This window comes from Streptomyces sp. NBC_00075, assembly GCF_045041225.1.
Lineage (GTDB): Bacteria > Actinomycetota > Actinomycetes > Streptomycetales > Streptomycetaceae > Streptomyces > Streptomyces adonidis.
This window is the reverse complement of sequence record NZ_CP108243.1, coordinates 7,922,831-7,946,943: the sequence shown is the minus strand read 5'-3', so window position 1 is coordinate 7,946,943 and position 24,113 is coordinate 7,922,831. Positions and strand designations below refer to the sequence as shown.

At 71.5% G+C, this 24,113-nt stretch carries 19 protein-coding genes and 1 pseudogene; 14 read left to right on the top strand and 6 right to left on the bottom strand.

Going from position 1 to position 24,113, the window contains the following annotated elements:
* Positions 1-16 precede the first annotated feature (16 nt).
* Positions 17-2,989 carry a beta-galactosidase gene (locus tag OG787_RS34805; protein WP_405540677.1) on the top strand — a complete coding sequence of 991 codons (2,973 nt, stop codon included), beginning with the start codon at positions 17-19 and terminating at the stop codon, positions 2,987-2,989.
* A gap of 13 nt (positions 2,990-3,002) precedes the next feature.
* Here OG787_RS34805 and OG787_RS34800 read toward each other — a convergent pair whose 3' ends face one another.
* The gene (locus OG787_RS34800) at positions 3,003-4,517 is read right to left on the bottom strand and encodes an alpha-N-arabinofuranosidase (protein ID WP_369035750.1); all 1,515 of its coding nucleotides are present in this window, start codon (positions 4,515-4,517) and stop codon (positions 3,003-3,005) included.
* Positions 4,518-4,703: 186 nt separating this feature from the next.
* Between OG787_RS34800 and OG787_RS34795 the strand changes: the two genes are divergently transcribed.
* Genes OG787_RS34795 through OG787_RS34780 form a run of 4 tightly spaced genes read left to right on the top strand, consistent with a single transcriptional unit; the run spans position 4,704 to position 8,656 of the window.
* The gene (locus tag OG787_RS34795; RefSeq protein WP_369035749.1) at positions 4,704-5,306 is read left to right on the top strand and encodes a transcriptional regulator; all 603 of its coding nucleotides are present in this window, start codon (positions 4,704-4,706) and stop codon (positions 5,304-5,306) included.
* Positions 5,303-5,950 (top strand): toxin-antitoxin system, toxin component family protein, encoded by a 648-nt coding sequence (locus OG787_RS34790; RefSeq protein WP_405537858.1) that lies wholly within the window; start codon positions 5,303-5,305, stop codon positions 5,948-5,950. The genes OG787_RS34795 and OG787_RS34790 overlap by 4 nt, the downstream gene beginning before the upstream one ends.
* Entirely contained in the window at positions 5,947-7,212 is a 1,266-nt protein-coding gene (locus OG787_RS34785; protein ID WP_369035747.1) for an MAB_1171c family putative transporter, read from the top strand. Before OG787_RS34790 ends, OG787_RS34785 begins: the two co-directional genes overlap by 4 nt.
* The gene (locus OG787_RS34780; protein ID WP_405537857.1) at positions 7,205-8,656 is read left to right on the top strand and encodes an FAD-dependent monooxygenase; all 1,452 of its coding nucleotides are present in this window, start codon (positions 7,205-7,207) and stop codon (positions 8,654-8,656) included. Before OG787_RS34785 ends, OG787_RS34780 begins: the two co-directional genes overlap by 8 nt.
* Before the next feature lie 110 nt (positions 8,657-8,766).
* Here OG787_RS34780 and OG787_RS34775 read toward each other — a convergent pair whose 3' ends face one another.
* Positions 8,767-9,687: an SMP-30/gluconolactonase/LRE family protein gene (locus OG787_RS34775; RefSeq protein WP_369035745.1), complete on the bottom strand. Its 921-nt coding sequence runs from the start codon at positions 9,685-9,687 to the stop codon at positions 8,767-8,769.
* The gene (locus OG787_RS34770; RefSeq protein WP_235479394.1) at positions 9,684-10,457 is read right to left on the bottom strand and encodes an IclR family transcriptional regulator; all 774 of its coding nucleotides are present in this window, start codon (positions 10,455-10,457) and stop codon (positions 9,684-9,686) included. The genes OG787_RS34775 and OG787_RS34770 overlap by 4 nt, the downstream gene beginning before the upstream one ends.
* A 144-nt stretch (positions 10,458-10,601) precedes the next feature.
* Between OG787_RS34770 and OG787_RS34765 the strand changes: the two genes are divergently transcribed.
* The gene (locus tag OG787_RS34765) at positions 10,602-11,168 is read left to right on the top strand and encodes a hypothetical protein (protein WP_405537856.1); all 567 of its coding nucleotides are present in this window, start codon (positions 10,602-10,604) and stop codon (positions 11,166-11,168) included.
* A 101-nt stretch (positions 11,169-11,269) separates the two neighbouring features.
* On the opposite strand, the gene OG787_RS34760 is transcribed toward OG787_RS34765, so the two are convergent.
* Positions 11,270-12,142, bottom strand: coding sequence for a RimK family alpha-L-glutamate ligase (locus tag OG787_RS34760; protein WP_405537855.1), 873 nt, complete (start codon positions 12,140-12,142; stop codon positions 11,270-11,272).
* A gap of 150 nt (positions 12,143-12,292) precedes the next feature.
* Between OG787_RS34760 and OG787_RS34755 the strand changes: the two genes are divergently transcribed.
* From OG787_RS34755 to OG787_RS34720, 8 genes are all read left to right on the top strand, one after another.
* On the top strand, positions 12,293-13,405 hold the full coding sequence (locus tag OG787_RS34755) for a MerR family transcriptional regulator (RefSeq protein ID WP_405537854.1): 1,113 nt from the start codon (positions 12,293-12,295) through the stop codon (positions 13,403-13,405).
* Between the two features lie 117 nt (positions 13,406-13,522).
* Complete coding sequence (locus OG787_RS34750; RefSeq protein WP_369035738.1) at positions 13,523-14,821, top strand: SLC13 family permease; 1,299 nt, start codon at positions 13,523-13,525, stop codon at positions 14,819-14,821.
* A 59-nt stretch (positions 14,822-14,880) separates the two neighbouring features.
* On the top strand, positions 14,881-16,353 hold the full coding sequence (locus OG787_RS34745; protein ID WP_405537852.1) for an acyl-CoA synthetase: 1,473 nt from the start codon (positions 14,881-14,883) through the stop codon (positions 16,351-16,353).
* Positions 16,346-17,764, top strand: a complete 1,419-nt coding sequence (locus OG787_RS34740; protein ID WP_369035736.1) for a carboxyl transferase domain-containing protein — start codon at positions 16,346-16,348, stop codon at positions 17,762-17,764. Before OG787_RS34745 ends, OG787_RS34740 begins: the two co-directional genes overlap by 8 nt.
* 236 nt (positions 17,765-18,000) lie before the next feature.
* Positions 18,001-19,038 carry a rod shape-determining protein gene (locus OG787_RS34735; RefSeq protein WP_235479382.1) on the top strand — a complete coding sequence of 346 codons (1,038 nt, stop codon included), beginning with the start codon at positions 18,001-18,003 and terminating at the stop codon, positions 19,036-19,038.
* Positions 19,039-19,059: 21 nt separating this feature from the next.
* Complete coding sequence (locus OG787_RS34730) at positions 19,060-20,571, top strand: GAF domain-containing protein (protein ID WP_405537851.1); 1,512 nt, start codon at positions 19,060-19,062, stop codon at positions 20,569-20,571.
* A 65-nt stretch (positions 20,572-20,636) separates the two neighbouring features.
* Positions 20,637-21,176 carry a hypothetical protein gene (locus OG787_RS34725; RefSeq protein ID WP_405540676.1) on the top strand — a complete coding sequence of 180 codons (540 nt, stop codon included), beginning with the start codon at positions 20,637-20,639 and terminating at the stop codon, positions 21,174-21,176.
* A gap of 227 nt (positions 21,177-21,403) precedes the next feature.
* Positions 21,404-22,396 (top strand): LysR family transcriptional regulator, encoded by a 993-nt coding sequence (locus OG787_RS34720; RefSeq protein ID WP_369035734.1) that lies wholly within the window; start codon positions 21,404-21,406, stop codon positions 22,394-22,396.
* 235 nt (positions 22,397-22,631) lie between these two features.
* On the opposite strand, the gene OG787_RS34715 is transcribed toward OG787_RS34720, so the two are convergent.
* Positions 22,632-23,534, bottom strand: coding sequence for a pectate lyase (locus tag OG787_RS34715; protein ID WP_405540674.1), 903 nt, complete (start codon positions 23,532-23,534; stop codon positions 22,632-22,634).
* Between the two features lie 27 nt (positions 23,535-23,561).
* Positions 23,562-23,951 (bottom strand): annotated as a pseudogene (locus OG787_RS34710) (RICIN domain-containing protein); the annotation flags it as partial.
* Positions 23,952-24,113 lie beyond the last annotated feature (162 nt).

Below are 24,113 nucleotides of genomic sequence, written 5' to 3'. Positions count from 1 at the left end.
GTACGAGGAGATCCCGTTGGTGCTGAGCAGACGAACCTTCACCGCCGCCGCCGGCACCGCCGCCCTCGGCCTCTCCCTCGGCGCCAGCGCGGGTATGGGCTCCGGCGCCCCGGGCGGCCCCGGGGAGACGGCTCCCACCGGCCCGCCGCCCGCCCCGCCCACGGCGGACGGCCACCGGCACACCGTCGGCTTCGACCGCTACTCCCTCCTCGTCGACGGCAGACGGCTCGTCCTGTGGTCGGGCGAGCTGCACCCCTTCCGCCTGCCCAGCCCCAGCCTGTGGCTGGACGTGCTCCAGAAGATGCGCGCGCACGGCTACAACGCCGTCAGCGTCTACGTCGCCTGGAACTACCACTCCCCCGCCCCCGGCCGGTACGACTTCACGGGCGTCCGCGACCTCGACCTGTTCCTCCGCCAGGCCGCCGAGACCGGCATGTACGTCATCCTGCGCCCCGGCCCGTACATCAACGCCGAGGTCGACGCGGGCGGCTTCCCCGGCTGGCTGACCGCGACGAAGGGCCGGGCCAGGACATCCGACCCCACCTATCTCGGGTACGTCGACGAATGGCTGACGGCGGTCAACGAGATCGTGGCCCGACACCTCTACACCCGGGGCGACGGCACGGTCCTGCTCTACCAGATCGAGAACGAGTACGGTTCGTACGTCACCCAGCGGGCCGGCATCGACTACATGTCCCACCTGTACGCCAAGGTCCGCGCCGACGGCGTCGACGTCCCCCTCTTCCACAACGACCTGGGCAGGAACGGCTACTGGGCCCCCGGCACCTTCGACACCGGCGGTGAGCACGGACGTTGGCTGTACGGCTTCGACGGCTATCCGGACCCGGACCAACTCCCGCCGGACTGGGGGCACTTCGGGATCGGCGGCAAGAAGGGCGGGGCGACGGCGAGTCCGGGGACCCCGGGGTTCATCCCCGAGTTCGGGGGCGGCTGGTTCGATCCGTGGGGCGGGGCCGAGTTCGACGGCGCGGGATACGCGGGGTCGGCGCGGACCCGGGACGCGGCCTACGAGCGGCGCTTCTACCTCACCAACCTCGCCAACGGCATCACCGTCCACAACGTCTACATGACCTTCGGCGGCACGAGCTGGGGCTGGCTGCCCGCCCCGCAGGTGTACACGTCGTACGACTACGGCGCCGCCTTCGACGAGGGGCGCGGGGCCACCTCGAAGGTCGTGCCGATGCACCAGTTCGGTCATCTGGTGCGGTCCGTACCGGAGTTGGCCAAGCTGGACCGGGCCCGGCAGGTGTCTGCGGGCGACTCGCGGATCAAGGTCTACCACCTCACCAACCCGGACACCCACGCCCACGTGTACGTCCTGCGCAACGACTCCCCGGAGTCCGTCACCTCGGCGCTCCCGGTCGCCGGGGCCTCGCTGCCGGTCACCGTCCCCGCGTCGGACGCCCGTCTCCTGGCCGCCGGAATCACCCTGGGGCGCCGGAAGCTGGCGTACTCCAACGCCCAGCCGATGCTGTGGCTGACGGCGGGGCGCCAGGACGTCGCCGTACTGACGGGACGCTCGGGCGAGACGACGGTGACGGCGGTGGAGTGCGTGAGCGAACCGACGGTGACTGTGCTGGCGGGGGCCGCCGAGTTCTCGTACGGGGATGGAGTGGTGCGGGTGACCAGCCAACTCGGCGGGCTCACACGCGTATTGGTGGAAGGGGGCGGGACCTCGGCTCCCCTCCTTCTCCTCCTCGCCGACGACGAGACCTCCGTACGGCTGTGGCCGCGCGAGACCCCGTCGGGGTCGGTTCTGGTGTACGGGCCTTCGCTGCTGCGGACCGTCGAACTGCGGGACGGTGTCGTGCGGTTGACCGGGGACACCGTCGAGGCCGCCGAGCTGGAGGTGTGGGCGCCGCGCGGGATACGTGAAGTGGTCTGGGACCAGGGGACGTTGAAGGCGGTGGCCACCGAATCCGGGAGTCTGCGGGCCGAGCAGTTGTTGGCGGGGGTCCCGGCGGTCGCGCTGCCCGCGCTGGGCGGCTGGCGTCGGCGTACGGAGAACCCCGAGTCCGCGCCCGGGTTCGACGACTCCAAGTGGACGGTCGCCGACCGGACTTCGACGTTCAGTACGACCGCTGTGCCCGACGGGCAGCCCGTGCTGTTCGCCGACGACTACGGCTTCCACTACGGGGACGTCTGGTACCGGGGTTCATTCACCGACGCCACGGGGGCGGAGTCCGTGTCCCTCTCCTACAGCACGGGGACGCAGGGGCTGCTGATGGCCTGGCTCGACGGTGTGCCGCTGGGGTCGCACCGGATGCCCGTGCCGGACAAGAAGACCGTACGGAAGGGGAGTTGGGCGGCCACGGCGACCTTCGACGTACCGGAGAAGGCCCGTACGCGCGGTCGGCATGTGCTGTCCGTGCTGGTGCGGCGGATGCAGCACGACATGGACGGCAAGGCGCTGGACACGCACAAGGTCGCACGCGGGCTGACGGCCGTGAACTTCACCGGTGCCTCTCCCGCCCTGAAGTGGCGGTTGCAGGGCGAGGCCGCTGCCGATCCGGTGCGCGGGCCCCTCAACACCGGTGGGCTGTACGGGGAACGGGAGGGGTGGCATCTGCCGGGGTACGCGGACGAGGGCTGGGACGTGGTCGACCTGCCGCGTGCCGAGGGGCGGCGGCAGGGGGTGAGCTGGTATCGGACGGGGTTCCGGCTCGCGGTCGATCCGGGGGTCGACGCGTCGATCGGGCTGGAGCTGACCGACGATCCGGCGCGCGCCTACCGCGTCCAGATCTTCCTGAACGGCTGGAACATGGGCCAGTACATCAACGACGTCGGCCCCCAGCACACCTTCGCCCTCCCGAACGGCATCCTGCACACCCGGGGCGCCAACACCCTTGCCCTGGCGGTGATTTCGGACGGCACGACGGTCTCGGGGCCGGGGGACGTACGGCTGACGCTGCTGGGGAGTGCGGCCGGGGGAGTTCCGGTGACGGTCGTCCCCTCCCCCGGCCGATGAACTGCCGTACGGGCTAGGCCAGTCGGATCACGTTCCAGGACAGCGGCTCCAGTACGGCGGTCAGTGTGCCGTCCTGGAGGGTGGTGGCGGTGACCTGGTGCGGGGTGACTCGCTCGGGGTCGTCCAGGGTGTTGCGGGCGTCCTGGTCGGCGTCGGCGATCGCGCTGTGCTCGACGACCGACGTCAACTCCAGACCGTTCAGGGCGACTTCGAGCGGCAGCGGCTGTGTGCGGTCGCGGTTGACGGCGAAGACGGTGACCGTGCCGTCGGCGGCGCGTACGGCGGTGGCGTGCAGCAGGTCCGTCTCGCCGTACTTCTTCGTCCCGTACGTCGGCGAGTCCACCCGTACGTCGAGGACCTCGCCGCGCCCGTACCTGCTGGCCTGCGCGAACGGGAAGAACGTCGTCTGGCGCCAGGCCGGGCCGCCCGGCTCGGTCATGATCGGCGCGATGACGTTGACGAGCTGGGCGAGACAGGCGACGGTGACGCGGTCCGCGTGCCGGAGCAGGGCGATCAGGAGCGAGCCGAAGACGACCGCGTCCATGACGCTGTAGTTGTCCTCCAGGAGGCGCGGGGCCTCCTCCCAGTCCCGCACGCCGGAGTTCTCGATCTCGTGCCACTTCGAGATGTACCAGACGTTCCACTCGTCGAAGGAGAGGTTGATCTTCTTCTTGGACTTGAGCTTCGCGCCCACGTGGTCGGCGGTGGCGACCACGTTCTCGATGAAGGACTCCATGTCGACGGCCGAGGCCAGGAAGGAGTCGACGTCGCCGTCCTCGGGCTGGTAGTAGGCGTGCAGGGAGATGTAGTCGACGACGTCGTACGTCTCCGCCAGAACCGTCGCCTCCCACTCGGCGAACGTCGGCATGGACTGGCTGGAGGAGCCGCAGGCGACGAGTTCGACGCCCGGGTCGATCTGGCGCATCGCGCGGGCCGTCTCGGCGGCGACACGGCCGTACTCCGTCGCCGTCTTGTGGCCGGTCTGCCAGGGGCCGTCCATCTCGTTGCCCAGGCACCAGACCTTGATGCCGAAGGGGTCCTTGTCGCCGTGGGCGATCCGCCGCTCCGCCAGCGCCGTGCCGGCGGGGTGGTTGGCGTACTCCTGGAGTTCGATGGCCTCGGCGACGCCACGGGTGCCGAGGTTGAGGGCCATCATCGGCTCGGCCTGGGGGCCGATCTTCTTCAGGAAGTCGATGTACTCGGAGAGGCCGAAGCGGTTCGTCTCGGTGGAGCGCCAGGCGAGGTCGAGGCGGCGGGGGCGGTCCTCGACCGGGCCGACCGAGTCCTCCCACTTGTAGCCGGAGACGAAGTTGCCGCCGGGGTAGCGGATCGCGGTGACGCCCAGTTCGCGGACCAGGTCCAGGACGTCGGTGCGCAGGCCCGCCTCGTCGGCGGCGGGGTGGTCCGGTTCGTGGATGCCGGTGTAGACGCAGCGGCCGAGGTGTTCGACGAAGGAGCCGAAGAGCCGGGGGTTGACCTCGCCGACCTTGAAAGCGGGGTCGAGGGTGAAGCGGGCCGTGCGGGACATGGGTTCCTCTCGGATGTTCGACGTGCGGCGTTCGGTATATCGGCATCCGCTCGCAACTTCGAACAAAACCGTAATTTTCGAAGTGTCCGCACGTCAATGGCGTCTCCTCCCAACGATCGTTCCGCCGACTCCAACGATCGTTGGATTTCCCTGGTGCGGAGGGGTCCGGGCACGTAGGGTCGGCCCGTGAGTGAGAACCTCTCGAACACCCTCGCGCGTCTTGAAGAGCGCATCGCCGAGGCCCGTCTCGATCGCGCCGAGGTCATCGACGTACGAAGGCTGTCGGCCCGTACCGCTCTCACCGAGGGCGAGATCCAGGCGCTGCTGGCCGGGGGCGCGGAGCCGTCGGCCGACGACATCGAGGGCCGGATCCGGCGCCGGGTGCACACGCTCCACGAGACGCGGCTCGCGGCGAGCGGCCGCAAGCGGGCCGAGGTCTGCAAGGAGGTCGCGGACGCGCTGTCGATCAGCCCCGAGTGGGCCCGTCAGCTGCTCCTCGGCAAGAAGATGCCGAACGTGCCGGACCTCACCGCGCTCGCCGCGTACTTCGGCGTCGAGCAGGGCACCGGCTTCTTCACCGACCCCGCCACCGTCGTCCTGAACCGTGAACTCCACCGGCTGCTGGAGGAACTCGGCGGCGACGAGGAGGGCCCGCTGGTCCGGTTCGCGACCCGGCACGGCGTCGTCACGCTGGCCCTGCGCGGCCGGCAGCTGACCCCGCGCAAGCAGGAGGCGCTCGCGGTGATGCTCGAAGGGCTGCTGAGTGGCGGCGAGGAGACGGAGCGATGACGTCGAAGCGGGGGACGAGGGCGGCGACGAGGGGTGTGCTGGCGGCTCTGCTGCCCGCCCGGGCCGCGCACCGGTTCCGGACCCGGGGCGCGATGCGCGACCTGACCGGCGCGCTCACCGCAGCGCTGCGAAAGCGGGAGCAGGACAACGGCCCTTCCGGCGTGGGGGAGTTGTGCCGGGCGCTGTGCGAGGAGATGAGCGAGCGGCGCGGGCGGCGCGTCGAGCTGCGTTTCGAGCGCTTCCCCGACGAGATCGAAGTCACCGGTCTGTGGGTGGAGTTCCATGACTTCGACCTGGTGATCGTCGAGGAGCGCGCCGAGGCCGTGCAGCAACTCGTCATCCTGGGCCATGAGTTGTGGCATCTGCACGCCGGGCACTGTCATCACCACAGCGTCGGTGCGACCGCCGCCCGTGTGCTCGCCGACGAGCAGTGGGGGCAGGACCGGGCGCTCGCCGTCGCCGCCCGCAACGGCTCCCGCGAGACCGAGGAGGCCGACGCCGAGGAGTTCGGCCATCGCCTCGCCACCGTCTTCCGGCCGTGGGTGGAGGGCCTGGAGGGCGGCCGTACGGCGAGTTCGGGCAGCAGCGCGGTGCAGGCATCCCTGGGGTATCGCGGCCGGGGAAGCGGAAACGCGCGGCGATGAACCCCTCCGGCTTCCTGGGCGAGCCGTACCCCGTCCTCGTGTTCGGGACACCGATCGCGGTGCTGACCGCCGCCCTGGCGTTCAAGCTGCCCAGCATCGTCAGGCTGTGGCGCGACCCGCTGCGGCGCGCGGTCGGCGGGCTGCTGCTGCTGGCCTGCGGCATCTTCGTCTTCGCGGCGCCGCCGGTCATCGCCTGGACCAACCGGGTCACCGGCGTGCCCAACTTCGCGGCGCCTCTGGTCTACAGCTTCCTCGTCGCGTTCTGCGGCGCGAGTCTGCTGCTGATGATCGCGTGGCGCGGCGGCATCCCCGGCCACTCGGGGAGATCGGCCAGGGCGCGTCGCGCGATGCGGTGGGTCACCGTCGGCAACGTGGGCGTCATCGTCGCGCTGTGGGCGCTGTTCGGGCTCGCGGACGCGTCCGTGGAGCGCCGACGGGACCTGGACACGTACTACGCCCGTACGCCCTACATGCGCGAGCTGATCGTGCTCTACCTGCTCGCGCACACCACGTCCTGCGTCCTGACGTACCGGCTGATCCGCAACTGGATCCACACCGCCGGACTCGACGTGTGGCTGCGCCGGGGCCTGAAGTCGCTGGCCGTCGGCTATGCCGCCAACCTGGTGTTCGACGCGGCGAAGGGCACGGCCGTCGTCGCCCGCTGGACGGGCCACGACCTGGACCCGCTCTCCACCGAACTGGCCCCGGCCGCCGGGGGTGCCGCCGCCGTCCTGATCGCGACGGGGTTCGTGCTGCCGCACGCCGGCCAGTACGTGCGCGACCGCTGGCAGATCCGGCGCGGCCACCTCCGGCTCGGCCCGCTGTACGACCTGCTGCGCACCGCCACCGGCAAGGGCGTCCCCTTCTCCCTGCGGGCCACACCGGAGCTGCGGCTGACCCGCCGGGAGACGTTCATCCGCGACGCCCTGCTCCAGCTCTCCCGGCACTTCGACGAGGAGCTGCGGCGACGGGCGTACGAGGCCGCGCTGGACCTGGGGTGCGGGGCGGGGCGGGCGGGGGCGCTGGCTGCGGCGGTGACGATCCAGGAGGCGATCGAGGCACGGGCCGCGTCCCGTCTCTCCTCTCCGCAATCCCCCCAGTCTCCTCATTGTCCCCAAGTCCCGGACCGGGCCACGGACTTACTCACGGAGCTGCTCCAGGGCATCGAAGCCGTGTCCCAGGTCCTGAGTCACCCCGATGAGATCGAGGCGGTGCGCGCCCTTGCGACCGCCCCAGCAGAGAGCCTGCACGTATATGAGTGAACAACCGTCCCCTGTCAGATCCGCCGTCGTGCTCGGCGGATCCCTCGCCGGGCTGCTCGCGGCCCGTGCCCTGGTCGAGTTCGCCGACCGTGTGACCGTCGTCGAGCGTGACGTCCTGCCGGACGGCCCCGAGCCGCGCAGGAACCTGCCGCAGGCCCGGCACGTGCACATGCTGTGGTCCGGCGGTTCCCGGGCGGTCGAGGAACTGGTGCCGGGCGTGGGCGAGTTGCTGCTCGACGCCGGTGCTCACCGGCTGGCGGTCACGACGGACATGGTCGCGCTGGCGCCGCAGGGCTGGTTCCGGCGGTGGGCCGAGTCGCATCACGCGTTCCTGTGCGGCCGGGATCTGCTGGACGCGACGGTCCGCGCCCAGGTCCTGGACGACGACCGGATCAAACTCGTCGAGCACGCCGAGGTGTTGGGCCTGGAGGGCACCGACGAGGCCGTCACCGGGGTGCGGTTGCGTGGCGCCGACGGCAGCCGGCGCACCCTGCACGCGGACCTGGTCGTGGACGCCACCGGCCGCGCCTCGCGTGCCCCGCACTGGCTGCGCGAACTGGGCCTGCCCGAACCGGCCCGCCGTGTCGTCGACTCGGGGCTCGTGTACGCGAGCCGGATGTACCGGGCGCCCGAAGCGGCGTGGCAGGGCTTCCCTGTGGTCAACGTCCAGGCGGACCCGAGGGGGGACGGTCCGGGCCGGGCGGGTGTCCTCATGCCCATCGAGGACGGCTGCTGGCTGGTCTCCCTGTCCGGCACGCGGGGCGGTGAACCCCCCTCCGACGGCGCGGAGTTCACCCGCTTCGCCCGAGAGGAACTCCGGCATCCGGTGATCGCCGACCTGCTCGCGGGCGCGGAACCCCTGACGGCGGTCTCCGTCACCCGTACGACGTCGAACCGCCGCCACTACTACGAGCGCATGCCCGCCTGGCCGGACAACTTCGCGGTGATAGGCGACGCGTTGGCCGCGTACAACCCGATCTACGGCCACGGAATGTCGGTCGCGGCCCAAAGTGCCGTGGCGCTACGGGATGTGATCCGGCGTCAGGGCTGGGGCGCGCCGGGCCTGGCCGGCCGTATCCAGAAGGCGGTGGCCGAACCGGTCGCGGCGGCCTGGGACCTGGCGACCAGCCAGGACGTCTTCTACCCCGGCGCCACGGAGAAGGGCCCGACCCTCCGGGACCGGCTGCTGGCGGCGTACGTGGGCCGCCTGATGCGCACGGCCACCGGCAACGGCCGTATCGCACGCCGGGTCACGGACGTGACGTCCCTGGAACGCGGCGCGGAGGTGCTCCTGACGCCAAGTGTCGTACTGGCGGCGGCGATCGGCCCGCTCAAGCCACCGCTGAGCGGGCCGCCGTTGCTGCCGGAGGAGCTGAAGGCGGCGCTGCGTTTCCCGGGGGACGACCCCCGGACCTCCAGCAGGAGGACAGGCAGGGCGGAGTGACCGGTGCGGGGCGCCGCGAGGCAACCCCGCGTGGACGCGGTGCGGGAAGGGCGGCCGGCCAGGCCACGGGAACCCCGTTGCCTGCCGGCCGGTGACCGCGTGGGGTCCGCTCAGCCCGCGAACGCCGGCTGGGCGAGCCCCTTGCCCGCCCCCGGTACGACCAGGAGCGAGCCCGACATCGGGTGGGGGACGGTCAGGCCCACCCGGGCCGTCGTGATGTACAGGTCCGTGAGGTTCGGGCCGCCGAAGGCGCAGGCCGTGGGGCGGACCGTGGGGAGGGTGATCGTGCGGTCGAGGGTGCCGGACGGGGTGTAGCGGCGGACCGCTCCGCCGTCCCACAGGGCGACCCAGACACAGCCGTCCGCGTCGACCGTCAGGCCGTCGGGGAAGCCCGCGCCCTCCTCGATCAGCGCCAACTGGCGGCGGCCCGTGACGCTTTGGCCGTCGGCCGACACGTCGAAGACGTCCACGCGGCGGGTCGGTGAGTCGATGTAGTACATCAGCCGGCCGTCCGGGCTCCAGCCCGTGCCGTTGCTCACCGCCACATCGTCCAGGACGGTCGTGACCTCGCCGTCGCCCGTCAGCCGGGACAGCGTCCCGCCGCCCGGCGCCTCGTCGTAGCGCATCGTGCCCGCCCACAGGGAGCCGTCGGGCGCCACCGCCGCGTCGTTCGCCCGGCGGCCGGGGGTCGGCTCGTGGTGCAGCCAGCGGAAGCTGCCCGGGGGTGGGGCGAGGGCCGGCACAGGGTCGGTCGCGGGGACGGGTGCGGTGCCCTCGGTGTCGTACAGGGCGACTCCGTCGCGCAGGTTCAGGACCAGCCCGCCGCCCGCGCGAGGCTTGGCCGCGCCCACGTGCTGTTCTGTCGCCATGACCGTACGGCGGCCCGTCGACGGGTCGTACGTGTTGACGCGGGAGCCGAGGATGTCGATCCAGATCAGCCGGGACCTCGCCGCGTCCCAGGTGGGGCCCTCGCCGAGGGTCGCCTGCGCCTGGACGGCCACTTCGAGGGCGGGCTCGTACGTCGTCGTCATGCCACGCTCCGGTGACCGAGGCGCTCGGAGAGTTCGGCGGCGCCCTTGGCGGCGAGCTGCTCCAGCTCCGAACGGTGGTCGTCGCTCCAGCGGATCATCGGGACGGAGATCGACAGCGCGGCGACCACCCGGCCCGTACGGTCGTGGACCGGGGCGGCGACACAGCTCACGTCCGGATTCGACTCACGGTTCTCGACGGCGACGCCCCGGCGGCGGATCTCCGCGAGGGCCTCGCGCAGGGCCGCCGGGTCGGTGATGCTGTTCGGCGTCATCGCGGCCAGCGGGACGTTGTCGGGGACGCGTGCGCTCAGCTCGTGGTCGGGGAGCGAGGCCAGCAGCATCTTGCCGACGGAGGTGCAGTGGGCGGGCAGCCGGCGGCCGGCCGCCGACACCATCCGGACCGCGTGGGTGGAGTCCACCTTGGCGATGTAGATGACGTCCGTGCCTTCGAGGATCGCGACGTGCACCGTCTCGTCACAGGTCTCGGCGACGGAACGGGCCACCTGCTGGCCCTCCGCCGCCAGGTCCAGCTGCTCCGCGTAACGGCTGCCGAGCTGGTACGGGCGGACGCCCAGGCGGTAGCGACCCGGCTGGCCGGGGACCTGCACAATGTACGAACGGGCGGCGAGCGTCGTCACCAGTTCGTGCACGGTGGTGCGCGGCAGCTGGAGCCGGCGCACGATGTCCGGGGCGGAGAGCGTCCCGTCTCCGTCCAGGAAGAGCTCAAGAATGTCGAGAGCCCGGGTCACGGCAGGTACGAGGCGTCCCATGACGGCCCCCTCTGTTTTTTATTGCTTTTCGGTGGCGACAGTAATGACGGCGTTCGAGATTTCAACAGACGATCGGCATGACGAACAGAGCACAGGCTAACCACAAGGGCTCGGGCGGGCAATGGGCGTGCGACGTGGGGGACGATGGTTCGTATGCTGCTCGATTTCCAGCTGGTGCTGCTGCGCCGCATGGCCGACCACAACCCGGACCTGGTGGAGGACGCCCGCCATGAGCTGGGCGTCTCGCTCGCGGAGATGCGGGAGGCCAACAAGCGCTGGCAGGCGATGGTGCGCTCGCCTCGCTCCCGAGCCGCCGCCTCCCGCTACCGCTCGGTCCTCGGCACCCCCGAGTCGGTGACATCGCGCAAGATCGGCGACCTGGAGTGCGAGGCCTGGCTGTGGCCGGTCCCCCTCTGGCCCGACCTGCGCTTCGAGGTGCTCGTCGCCCCCAACGGCACGGCCTGGAACGAGTGGCTGGTACGGGCCCCGGGCGCCCCCACCCCCGACCTCCGCACCCTGGACGACCTGCGCCCCTGGTCCTGCACGGTCGACGAGGCCGCCCGCGCCTTCGCCCCGGCCCGCCCCCTGGAGGGAACGGCCCCGACCCGCTGGGGCCTGGCGTTCACGGCACCGGACGGGACGGGGGCACGAAGGGAATGCGTGGCGGAGTTCACGTGGGGGCTGTTGCAGCGGGTGGGGGTGAAGGGCTGAGGGGCCGCGCCCCTTTGGGGCGCGCCCCAAAGGGGCGCGGGGAACTGCGCGACCAGCCACGACGACCCAGCAGCCGACACACCACCTCTCCCCCCGACCCCTTAGTCGACAGCAGCCCGCAGAACAGCCTCCACAACCCCCGCGACAGACCCCGGATGCAGATCGAGAAACAGATTCGGCTCGATCAACTCCAGCTCCATGACCAGGGGTTCACCATCGTCACCGAGGACGAGATCCACCCGGGCGTACAGGAGGGACGAGTTACCCGGCACGACAGCCAACGCCCGCTCCGCCAAGGCAACTTCCGCCGGGGTCGGGCCCCAGACCTCAAGGTCGGGATGCGCGACCTTGTCGTCGTCGTACGCCGCGCCAGGCGCGAGCACAGCCCCCTTGCGACTGGCGTGCAGCAGCCGCCCGCCGAAGAACTGGAGCGCCCGCTCCCCGGTGACGTCGATGCTCCCGACGTACGGCTGCACCATCGCCGTGAACCCCTCGGCATGCATCCGCGCGAGATGCCGTACGGCCGTCTCCCGGTCCTCGGGCGTGTAGCGGGCCGCGTATCGGGCGCCGGCGCCGGAGGTGGGCTTGACGACGTACTCACGGTCGGCGGGGAGGTCGGGGGCGTCGCCGGGGGCCAGGTAGGTGGTGGGGACCGTGGGGACACCGGCCGCGGCCAGCTCGCCGAGGTACCGCTTGTCCATGTTCCAGCGCAGGACGCCGACCGGATTCGCGACCCGCGTGAGCTTCCCGCACCGCTCCAGCCAGCCCGCGAACTCCTCCGCACGCCAGGTGTAGTCCCAGGTGGACCGGACCAGCGCGAGATCGTAGGACGCCCAGTCGATGTCGGGGTCGTCCCAGTACACGGCGGCCGTGTCGGCGCCGGCCGCGGTCAACTCCCGTACGAGAAATGGGAGATCGCGGTCCTTGCTGGTCCCCGGACGGGGGTCGTAGGTGACGATCGCGATGCGAACCACGGGGACTCCCTCTGTAAGGCGTGTACTGCCGTACACCACTGATATCGAGTGAAGGTTAACCGCTGCTTGACCTTCACCTTCGGGGAAGCCGCAGCATCGGTGGCGGAACGAGGAACGCAGCGGGAAACCAGGAAGAAAAGGGGGTGCTCCATGACGCAGCCGGAAATGCTGACGATCGGGGCGTTCGCCAGAGCGTGCCGGCTGTCGCCGAAGGCACTGCGGCTGTACGACGAACTGGACCTGCTCCGTCCGGCCCGCGTCGACCCCGACACCGGATACCGCTACTACGCGGCCGAGCAGCTGGAGCAGGCCCGGCTGGTGGCCTGGCTACGCCGGCTGGGGATGCCCCTGGCCCGTATCCGGCAGGTCGGGGCCATGGAGCCGCCGGCCGCCGCCCAGGAGATCCGGGCCTTCTGGGCCCGGGTCGAGGCGGAGACCGCGGCCCGGCGGGATCTCGCCACGTTCCTCGTCGACCATCTCTCGACACCGCCGAGGAAGGACACCCATCCCATGACAGGCACCGACCTGCTCGAACTCCGTTACGCGGCCCGCACCGACATCGGTCTGGTCCGCGCCGCCAACCAGGACACCGCGTACGCCGGTTCACGCGTACTGGCCGTCGCCGACGGCTTCGGTCCCGGGGGCGCACCGGCCAGTACGGCCGCCGTCGAGGCCCTGAAGTTCCTGGACGCCGAGCCGCTGACCGCTGGCAGTGTCCTGAACCTCCTGGAGGACGCGGTCCAGGGCGCCGCCCAGGCGGTCCGGGACGTCGCCGGGACCGAACATGGGAAAACGGGGGACGAGGTGACCGACGACATCGGCACGACCCTCACCGCGATGGTGTGGACGGGCTCACGCCTGGCCCTCGTACACATCGGGGACAGCCGCGCATACCTCCTGCGCGACGGCGAACTCTTCCTGATCACCCACGACCACACACTCGTCCAGTCGATGATCGACGAGGGCCGGCTGACCCCCGAGGAGGCCGCGACCCACCCCCAACGCACCCTGCTCCGCAAGGCGTTGACGAAGTCCCCGTCACCCTCTCCCGACCTCCGCCTGCACGACGCCCAGGCAAACGACCGCTACCTCCTCTGCTCCGACGGCCTGACCAGGGCCGTACCGGAGAACACGATCCAGCACCTCCTGAGCACGATCCCCGACCCGGACGCGACCACAGCCGCACTCATCGAGGCTGCGAACGCCAACGGCGGTCCGGACAACGTGAGTTGCATAGTGGCCGATGTGGTGCGGCCTATGTGACCCACGTCATCAACAGGTGTTTCGGGTAACGGGAGTTGTTGGGAGACTCATCCGGATCGGTCATTGGTCATCGGTCGTTGGTCATGGCCAGCAAGGGACCCAAGGACGGGAGCCCGTATGTCCGCCGAACTGATTTCGATCCTCGTGCTTGTCGTGGTGTTCGTGATCGCCACGACCCGTTCCATCAACATGGGCGCGCTCGCGTTCGCCGCCGCCTTCGGGGTGGGCGAGCTGGTGGCCGACCTCGACACCGACACGATCTTCGCCGGGTTTCCCGGTTCGCTGTTCGTCGTGCTGGTCGGGGTGACCTATCTGTTCGCGATCGCCCGGGCGAACGGCACCACCGACTGGCTGGTGCACGCCTCGGTCCGGCTGGTGCGCGGGCGGGTCGTGCTCATTCCGTGGGTGATGTTCGTGCTGACGGGGGCGCTCACCGCGATCGGCGCGGTCAGTCCGGCGGCCGTCGCCATCGTGGCGCCGATCGCGCTCAGTTTCGCCGCACGCTACGGCATCAGCCCCCTGCTGATGGGCGCGATGGTGGTGCACGGCGCCCAGGGCGGCGGCTTCTCGCCGATCAGTATCTACGGGTCGATCGTCAACGGCATCGTCGAGAAGGAAAAGCTCCCCGGCAACGAGATCGCCCTGTTCCTCGCCTCCCTCTTCGTCAACCTCGCGATCGCGGCAGTGGTGTTCGTGCTGTTCGGGGGGCTGAAGCTGAGTCGTGGAGGGGGCGAAGGAGGGGGTGAGGACGCCGCTATCGGACACCCCGCCGCCGACGATGGCGGCGGGGTGTCCGTCCGTACGGAAGAGACCCTCCAGCTAACCCCCGCCCGTATCGCCACCCTCGTCTCCCTCGTCCTTCTCGTCGTCGCCGTGCTCGCCTTCGATCTCGACGCCGGGCTCACCTCCATCACCCTCGCCGTCCTGCTCGCCGCCTGCTGGCCCGAGGACAGTCGCAAGGCCGTCGGTCAGATCGCCTGGACGACCGTGCTGGTGATCTGCGGTGTCCTGACCTACGTCGGCGTGCTGGACGAGATGGGCACCATCACCTGGGCCGGCGAGGGTGTCGGTGACATCGGCGTACCGCTGCTGGCCGCCGTGCTCCTCTGCTACATCGGCGCGGTGATCTCGGCGTTCGCGTCCTCCGTCGGCATCATGGGGGCGCTGATTCCGCTGGCGGTGCCGTTCCTGGCGCAGGGGGAGATCGGAGCGGTCGGGATGGTGGCGGCGCTCGCGGTGTCGGCGACGGTGGTGGACGTCAGTCCGTTCTCGACGAACGGGGCGCTGGTGCTGGCCTCGGCGGCGGATGTCGACCGCGAGCGTTTCTTCCGGCAGTTGATGATGTACGGAGGGATCGTGGTGGCTGTGGTTCCGGCGGTGGTGTGGCTGGTGCTGGTGGTGCCCGGCTGGGGGTGACAGTCGCGACGGCACCTGTTCGACTGGTGTGACGATCGACGATCGAAGGAGTACGACGCGTGTCCTCTCTCTTTCCCGGGCTGACCGACGACCCGACCGGTACCCCAAGCGGGCGGCCCGCCCTGCGTTTCGGCGAGCGCTCGCTGACGTACGCCGAACTCGCCGCCTCGGCCGGAGCCCTCGCCGACCGGATCGCCGGGGCGGGCGCCGGGCGGGTCGCCGTCTGGGCGACGCCGACACTGGAGACGGCCGTCGGCGTCGTCGCCGCGCTGCTGGCCGGGATCCCCGCGGTGCCGCTCAACCCGAAGTCGGGCGAGAGCGAGTTGGGGCACATCCTGAAGGACAGCTCGCCCGCGCTCGTACTCACCGCACCCGGCGACCAACTCCCGGCCGCCTTCGGCTCGTTGGAGCGTATCGACGTCGATGTCGATGGGCGTCACACGTCCGCCGAGGCGCCCCGGGCGACTCACGACCCCGAAATCCCCGCCCTGATCGTCTACACCTCCGGCACCACCGGCCCGCCCAAGGGTGCCGTCATCCCGCGCCGGGCCATCGCCACCACCCTGGACGCGCTCGCCGACGCCTGGCAGTGGACCTCCGAGGACGTGCTGGTGCACGGGCTTCCGCTCTTTCATGTGCACGGTCTGATTCTCGGCATCCTGGGCCCGCTGCGGCGCGGCGGCTCGGTACGGCACCTCGGGCGGTTCGGGACCGAGGGTGTGACCCGCGAGCTGAACGACGGGGCGACGATGCTGTTCGGCGTACCGACGATGTACCACCGGATCGCGGAGGCACTCCCCGGCGACCCGGAACTCGCCGGGGCGCTCGGCCGGGCCCGCCTCCTCGTCTCCGGTTCGGCGGCGCTGCCCGTGCACGACCACGAGCGGATCACGGCCGCGACCGGGCGGCGGGTCGTGGAGCGGTACGGCATGACCGAGACGCTCATGAACACGAGCGTCCGCGCTGACGGCGAGCCCCGCGCGGGCACGGTCGGCGTACCGCTGCCGGGTGTCGAGCTGCGGCTCGTCGAGGAGGACGGGGCGCCCATCACGGCGTACGACGGCGAGACCGTGGGCGAGATCCAGGTGCGCGGGCCGAACCTGTTCACCGAGTACCTCAACCGGCCCGACGCCACCGCCGCCGCGTTCACCGCCGACGGCTGGTTCCGCACCGGTGACATGGCGGTGCGTGATCCCGACGGCTACGTCCGTATCGTCGGCCGGAAGGCCACCGACCTGATCAAGAGCGGCGGTTACAAGATCGGCGCGGGCGAGATCGAGAACGCGCTCCTTGAACACGCGGGTGTGCGCGAGGCGGCGGTGACCGGGGAGCCCGACGCCGACCTGGGCGAGCGGATCGTCGCCTGGATCGTCCCCGCCGATCCCCAATCCCCGCCGGACGCCGACGAGTTGGCGAACCATGTCGCCGCCCGCCTCGCCCCGCACAAACGCCCCCGGATCGTGCGCTACCTGGACGCCCTCCCACGCAACGACATGGGGAAGATCATGAAACGAGCCCTCCCCGGTGACTGACCCCGCACCCTACGCCCGCCCCGAACGCCGTTCCGCCCGCGAGATCATCACCCTCGTCTGCGACAGCTCCACCTTCACCGAACTCCCTTATCCCATCGTGGAGTTCAAGGCGGACGGCCCCCTCTCCTGGCAGGGCTACGACGCCTCGCGCGCCCGCGCCACCGCCCGTACCGGCGAGGAGGAGTCCGCCGTCTGCGGTACCGCGCGCATCGGCGGCACCCCGGCCGTGCTCATCGTCTTCGAGTTCGGCTTCCTCGGCGGCTCGCTCGGTGAACGCACCGGAGACCGGCTGGAGTTGGCGTACGAACACGCGCGCACCCACCGTCTCCCCGTCGTGGCGCTCGTCGCGACGGGCGGCAGCCGGATGCAGGAGGGCATGCTCGCCCTGACCCAACTCCAGCGCGTGGCACGGCAGTCGGCGCTGACCCGCGAGGCGGGCCTCCCGCAGATCGCGGTCCTCCGGGATCCGACGACCGGCGGCGGCTGGGCGACCCTGGGCGCGGGCGCCGACGTCGTCCTCGCCCTGCCCGGCGCCCAGGTGGGCTTCGCGGGTTCCCGGGTGCGGCCGGCCGACGCGGACCCGGCGGCGTACACGGCGGAGGCGCAGGTGGCGGCGGGCGCGGCCGACGCGGTCGTACGTCCGGAGGCGCTCCGGGAGACACTGGCCCGCTGGCTCTGGCTGCTGAGCGTCGGTGACAGATCGGGTGACGGGTCGAGTGACAGGTCGACGGAGGCCGCCCCGCCACCGCCGTCCCTCGCCGCCGATACCCTCCCCGCCACCGGCTGGGACGCCGTCCGGCGCGCCCGGTCGCCTCAACGCCCCCGCGCCGACGCCTACTTGGACGCGTACTTCACCCGGCGCACCGCGATCAGCGGTGACCGCTGCGGCGGCACCGACCCCGGTATGGCATGCGGGTTCGGCGAGTGCGCGGTGAACGGGCGGACCGTCGCGTACGCCGCCCAGCTCGGCACGGCCACCCGCCCCGCCGGCTACCGCACCGCCGCCCGGCTGATCCGGCTCGCGGACCGGCTCGGCATCCCGGTCCTGACCCTGGTGGACACCCCGGGCGCCGCCAACGACGCGGCCGCAGAACGCGAGGGCGCGGGCGCCGCGATCGCGGACCTGTTCGGCGCGGTCGCCACCGCCCGTACGCCGGTCACCACACTGCTGATCGGCGAGGGCGGCTCGGGCGGCGCCCTGGCCCTCGCGGCTCCCGGCAACACCTGGGCCACGCCGGACAGCTACTTCTCCGTCATCGCGCCGGAACTGGCGGCGGCGATCCTCAAGCGTTCGGAGGGGGAGGTGGAGGCGACGGCGGATCAGCTCCGGATCCGGCCGCAGGACCTGGTGGAGTTGGGGGTGGTGCGGGGGATCGTGGGCCCGCAGGACCCTGCCCCGGACATTCGGTGACGTTCTCGGGACCTTCGGCGGTCGTCTCCTCAGGACCTTCGGCGGTCTCCTCGGGACCTTCGGCAGCCCCTTCGGGACCTTGGTCATAATTGCGACATAAGGGATAAATTACCCATACGGCAGCACCCCACCCGGCCCTCTACAACAGGCGCCCCCTCCCCCGCCACCCGCACGATGCCAGTGGAGGCCCGCCGACCGGCGGGCCCGTACGGTCTGCGCTCTCGGGAGGATCTGCCATGACCGTCAGTCTGGAACAGATGCGCCGCTGCCATTTCGCCGTCGACCTCGGGGCCGCGCGGACCCGCGTCTACGTCAAGGGGGCCGGGCTCGTCGTCGACCAGCCGTCCGTCGCCGCCGTGAACACCAGGACCGGCGCGCTGATCGCGGTCGGGGAGTTCGCCGAGAAGATGACGGGACGTACGCCCGACTACATCCGCGTCGTACGGCCCGTGTCCGGTGGGACCGTCGTCGACATCGAGATGGCGCAGCGCATGCTGAGGCATCTGATCGGCGACAAGGTACGGCGTACGCTGCGCCGCAAGCCCTTCCTGCGGGCCGCCGCCTGCTACCCGCACGACGCCGACCCGCTCGCACAGCGCGCGACCATCGAGACGCTCGTCGGGCTCGGTGCCCGGCGCGTCGAACTCGTCGACACGCTCATCGCCGCCGGTGTGGGATGCGGGCTGCCCGTCGAGCAGCCCGAGGCGACCATGGTCATGGTGTGCGGGGCCGCCGCCACCCAGCTCGCCGTGCTCTCCCTCGGCTCGATCGTGACCGCCGAGCGGATCCCGGTCGGCGGCGAGGCCGTCGACCACGCGATCGTGCAGCATCTCCGGCATCAGCACGAGCTGATGCTGCCCAGTCAGTCGGTACGTCCGCTCCAGCTCGCCCTCTCCGGCAACGGGCTCACCCCGCACGGGCCGGAGTCCACCGAGATCCACGGACGGGACGTCGCCACCGGCCTCGCCCGTTCCGTCCAGGTCGACACCGCCGCCGTGCGCGACGCCATCCAGACGCCGCTGACCGCCGTACTCGACGGGATCGGCAAGGTGCTGCGGGACTGCCCGCCGGACCTGGTGGCCGACCTCGCCGACCGCGGGATCATGATGGTCGGCGGCAGCGCGCTGCTCCCCGGCCTCGACCAGATGCTGCGGCAAGCCACGGGCATGCCGGTGCACATCGCGGAACGGCCGGACGTGTGCGCGGTGCAGGGCCTCGGGTACATGCTGGAGGGCAAGATCGAGCCGCTGGTGCTGGATCCGCTGGCCACCTGAGTCGACAGTCCATCCCGTCACATGTCGGGCGACGCCTCGCTGCCTCCCCCTCTCCCGCCCCGTCTCGAAGCCGTGCTCGGCATCGGTACCGATCTCGAACTGCGCACCACGCTCCAGCACATCGTGGACGGCGCCGCCGAGTTGACCGGTGCCCGGTACGCGGGGCTCGGGATGGCCGACCCCGGGCACGACGGTCTCGTGGAGATCCGCAAGGCCGATCTGGGGCGCGCCGAGCGGGCGGGCATCGCCGTCGTCGACGTACCGATCCTGGTGGAGGGCGGGGAGTTCGGGCGGCTGTATCTCGCGGAGAAGCTCGATGGCAGTCAATTCTCCGACTCCGACCGGCAGTTGCTGAGTGTTCTCGCCGCGCAGGCCGGGATCGCGATCGGCAACGCCCGGCTGTACGAGACCGCCCGGCAGCGCGAGCGCTGGATCGAGGGGGCCGCCGCCGTCACCACCGCGCTGCTCACCGGCGGGGCCGACGACGACGCGCTGCTGACCGTCGCGGACCGCGCCCGGCTCCTCGCCGACGCCGCGGCCGGTGTCATCCTTCAGCCGACGGACGAGGGCGGTATGGAGGTCGTCACCGCCGCCACGCTCGACGGCGGCGATTCCGGTGACGGCGACATCGTGGGGACCGTCATCGCGCCCGGCAGTCCCGTTCTCGTCCAACTGCTCGGCGGGGAACCCGTGTTCGTCGACGACTCGGCGACCGACCCACGGCTGACGAGCCCGGTACGGCACCGGTTCGGGCCGAGCATGCTGCTGCCGTTGCAGGCCGAGGGGCGGCTGATCGGGACGCTCGCGCTGCCGCGTCGGCGCGGGGAACGGCCGTACACCGACACGGAGAAGCTGCTCGCGACGCAGTTCGCCTCGCAGGCCGCCCTCGCGCTCGTCCTCGCCGACGCCCGGCGCCGGCGCGCCCGGCTCGCCGTGTACGAGGACCGCGACCGGATCGCCCGCGATCTGCACGATCTCGTCGTCCAGCGGCTGTTCGCCACCGGCATGATGCTGGAGTCCACACAGCGGCGGGCGGTGGGCGACGACAAGGTGCGCGAGATCCTCGGGCGGGCGGTCGACGAACTCCAGGCCACCGTCCAGGAGGTCCGTACGACCATCTTCGCTCTCCAGCAGCCCCCGGCCGACGCGCCGACCACCTTGCGCGGCAAGGTACTTCGGGAGGCGGCCGGTGTGACGGCGGCGCTCGGCCGCCGGCCTTCCGTCCACTTCACCGGACCCGTCGAGCACCGCGTCCCGGCCCCGGTCGCCGCCCTGCTCCTCACCGCCCTGCGCCGCGCGCTCGCCATCGCCGTACGCCGTCCCGGTGTCACCCGGGTCGCGATCACGGTCGACGCGACGGCGGTCCTGCCGGACGGGCGGGACGGGGTGCGGCTCACGGTCTACGACGATGGCGACAGCGGCGACGGCCCATCGGGCGCAGGCTCGGGTACGACCGCGCTCTGGCAGGCCCCGCTGGAAGACGGCACTCTGGGGGAGGTGACGGAACGTAGACGGCGGAGGGGCAGTCGGTGACGGACATTGACACGCGTAACGGCACGCTCGTCGGCACTCGCTTCGGCACGTGCATCGACACGGGAATGGATCCCGGCAGGGACACGGGCAGGCACACCGGGAGGGGTACGCGTGTCGTGGCGCGTGTCCGTACGCGCATCGGTGTGACCGGGCATCGCTCGATCCCCGCCGCCGTCCTGCCGTCCGTGCGCACGGGCATCCGCCGACTGCTCCAGGGCGACGAGGAGTTGGAGGCGCTGAGCAGCCTCGCCGCCGGGGCCGATCAGTTGTTCGCCGACATCGCCCTGGAGCGCGGTATCCCGCTCACGGCCGTGATTCCCGGTATGGACTACGAGGCCCACCTCGGCGACGCCGACACGCGGGCCTCGTACCGCCGACTGCTCGACTCCTGCCGTACGCGCGTGAATCTGCCCGTCGAGGCGACGCACGAGGAGGCCTACTTCGCGGCGGGCCGCTGGATCGTCGACCACGTCGACCAGCTGGTCGCGGTGTGGGACGGGCTGCCCGCGCGGGGGCTCGGCGGCACCGGGGACGTGGTGGCGTACGCGCGGCGCACGGGGGTCGCGGTGACGGTGCTGTGGCGGCCGGGGGTGCTGCGGTCCTGACGTCGGGGCGGTCGCGGATTCCCGCCTCGGGGGCGGTCGCGGTTTCCGGCCTCGGGGGCGGTCGCGGCTTCCGGCATCGGGGCGGCCACAGCTTCCCACCTCGGGGCGGCCACGGCTTCCCACCTCGGTACCTCCGGTCCTATGCATGGCTCTTGGCGAACTGGTGCGCTAATTTGTGGTGCAGGTCACCGGTGAATGGGCACCCGTGGTGAGCGGGGGAGGTTCTGTTGACCCCGGCACAGCTGCGGGCCTTCTCCGCGACCGTCCGGCTCGGCTCAGTGAAGGCCGCCGCGGCCGATCTCGCCGTCACCGAGGCCGCCGTGTCGACGCACGTCGCCCATCTGCGCCGGGAACTCGGCGACAAGCTCTTCACCCGGACCGCACAGGGGCTCGCGTTCACACCGGGCGGGCTGCGGCTCGCCAGCCGGGCGGCTGAGCTGCTCGGGCTCCAGGACCGTACGATCCTCGAGGTCCGGCAGGCCGGTTCCGGCCGACGGCTGTTGCGGGTGGCCGCGTCGAGTCTGTTCGCGGAGCATGCCGCGCCCGGCCTCATCGAACTGTTCGCGGGGCGCGCGGACGATCTGGACGTCGAGCTGAGCGTGCACAGTCCGCAGCGGTTCGGCGCGTTGCTGGTGAACCGGGCCGTGGATGTGGCCATCGGGCCGCCTCCCGCCACCACCGTCGTCGGCGACGAGAGCGCGCCTGCGGCGATGGCCATGAACTGCACCCCCTTCCTCAACTATCAGCTGATCGCCGTCGTGGGTCCCGACCATCCGCTCGCCACGGGGGCCGCCGGTGGTGCGGGGGTACGCGAACTCCGCGAGCAGACCTGGCTGTTGGGGCCGTCCGCCGTCGGCCGGGTCGGCATGGTGCCGTCCGTGCTGCGCTGCCTGGGCGTCCCCGAGCACAACCAGCGCATCTTCCAGAGCCATGCCGCCGCGGTGGAGGAGGCCAAGCGTGGGAAGGGGGTTGCCCTGGCGGTGGCGTTCGCTGTCGCGAAGGACATCGCCGGGGGTGGGCTCTGCCGGCTCGACGCGCCGGCCCTCCCGGCCCGCGGTTCCTGGAACGTCCTCGCCCTCGCCGACCGCGAGGAGCCGCCGACGGCCGCGGAGCTTCGGCGGTTCGTCACCACGCCCCGTGCCATCCAGGCGATGCTGCGTGGCACGGGGGTCACGGTGGGGCGGTTTCGGCCGGCGATTCACGTGACTCTGTGGAGTTGAGGCTCCCCTGGACAGGTGGTTCGTTGGCCGCGGGCCTGTGGGGGCTGGTCGCGCAGTTCCCCGCGCCCCTATAGGGCGCGCTCATGCGCCCGCGTTTCCAAAGCCGCCCATGACATCGGCCCCCACCGCCGCGGCCTGGCGGTGAGGGCCGAGGGGTGCTCAGACCCCGTGCGCTGAGCACCCTCGTCGCGCGCCCTCGTCCGGGGCGCGCAGGCAGGGTCGGATCACCGGTGGATCACTTGTACGTGATGTCCGAGGTGTTGTAGCGGCAGTGCGTGGTGTCCGGGCCGGTGCCGAGGGACGGGGGTTCGGCGCCGGTGGAGTTGCCCTGGAAGCGTTCGCAGACGACGATCTTCCTGCTGGTGTCGCCGACGACCGTGACTCCCGAGATCGTGGCCGTGTCGCCGTAGTTGGCGTTGATGCCGACCAGGACCTTGCCGGGGCTGGTCGCCTGGACGTTCTTCACCACGATGTGGCGCTCGAACTGCGTCTTGCAGTTGCCGCACGAGCGGACCAGCTTGCCGAAGTCGGCGACCTGGAAGTTCTGGACGGTGAGCGTGCCTGCGCCGTTGAACTGGAAGACCTTGTCGTCCGCGTTCCGCGCGCCGCCGCCGGAGACGAGGTACGTCGCCGAGGCCGACTTGCTCTTGAACGTGGCCGCGTCCTCGCCGACGTCCTCCCACCACACGTTCTGGAGCGTGCAACTGCCCAGGCAGTGAACGCCGTCGGCGGCCGGGGCACCCAGGACCACGTTCTTCAGGACGGCACCGTCGGCGAGTTCGAAGATCGGGCCCTGGTTCTCGTCCTGGTCGGCGCTGCCGAGGGCGCCGGAGCCGTAGAAGCGCTTGAGGCCGCCGTCGTACGTACCCGAGACCTCGATGCTCGCGGTGACCGCCTGCACGCCGGCGACCGTGGGCCATGCGCTCAGAGTCGTGCCGCCGGCGGAGTCCGTTCCGGAGGCCGGGGTGGTGGAGGCGCTCGCGGACTTGGTCGAAGAAGCGGAGGCAGAGGTAGAGGCAGATGCCGATGGGGACGCGGACTTGGAGGCCGACGGAGAGGCCGACGCCGACTTGGTCGCCGAAGCCGAGGCCGAGGCCGACGGTGACTTCGTCGCCGACGAGCCGCCGCCCGCCGCCAGCAGCGTCCAACTCTTGCTGCTCGCCTTGTCGCAGGAGTTCTGCTGGGCCAACCCGCCCTTGATGTTGAGGCACTTGGCGCTCTTGGCGTTGACCAGGTGGTACGCGTCGCCCACCGCCGTCAGCTTCCACACCTGGGACGTGCCGCCGTCGCAGGTCTGCTGCTGCACCGCCTTGCCCGCGGAGGCCGACGCGTCCTTGACCCCGGCGCACAGTGCGCCGACCACGCCCTTGACCGTGAACCCGCCCTCGGCGTCGGCCAGTTGCCAGGTCTGCCCGGCGGCCGAGTCTGCGCACTTGGCGGTGCCCAACTGCGCACCCCTCGTGGTGGCCGCCGTCGCCACCGTCAGACAGGTGCTGTCGGCGGCGTTCACCAGGCGATACGTCCCGGCGCCCGGGCTGGACGCGGACGCCGTCATCAGCACCCCGCCCACGACCGCGCCACCGCCCAGGGCCGCGACCAGCGCACCGATCAGTACGCCCCTGCGACGGCTCGTTCTCCTGCGGCGCGGTCCGCGCCCCACTGCTCTCTTGCCCACGTCGTCACTCTCGTTCGGGAGTTCGCGCTGTTCCGTTTCCGA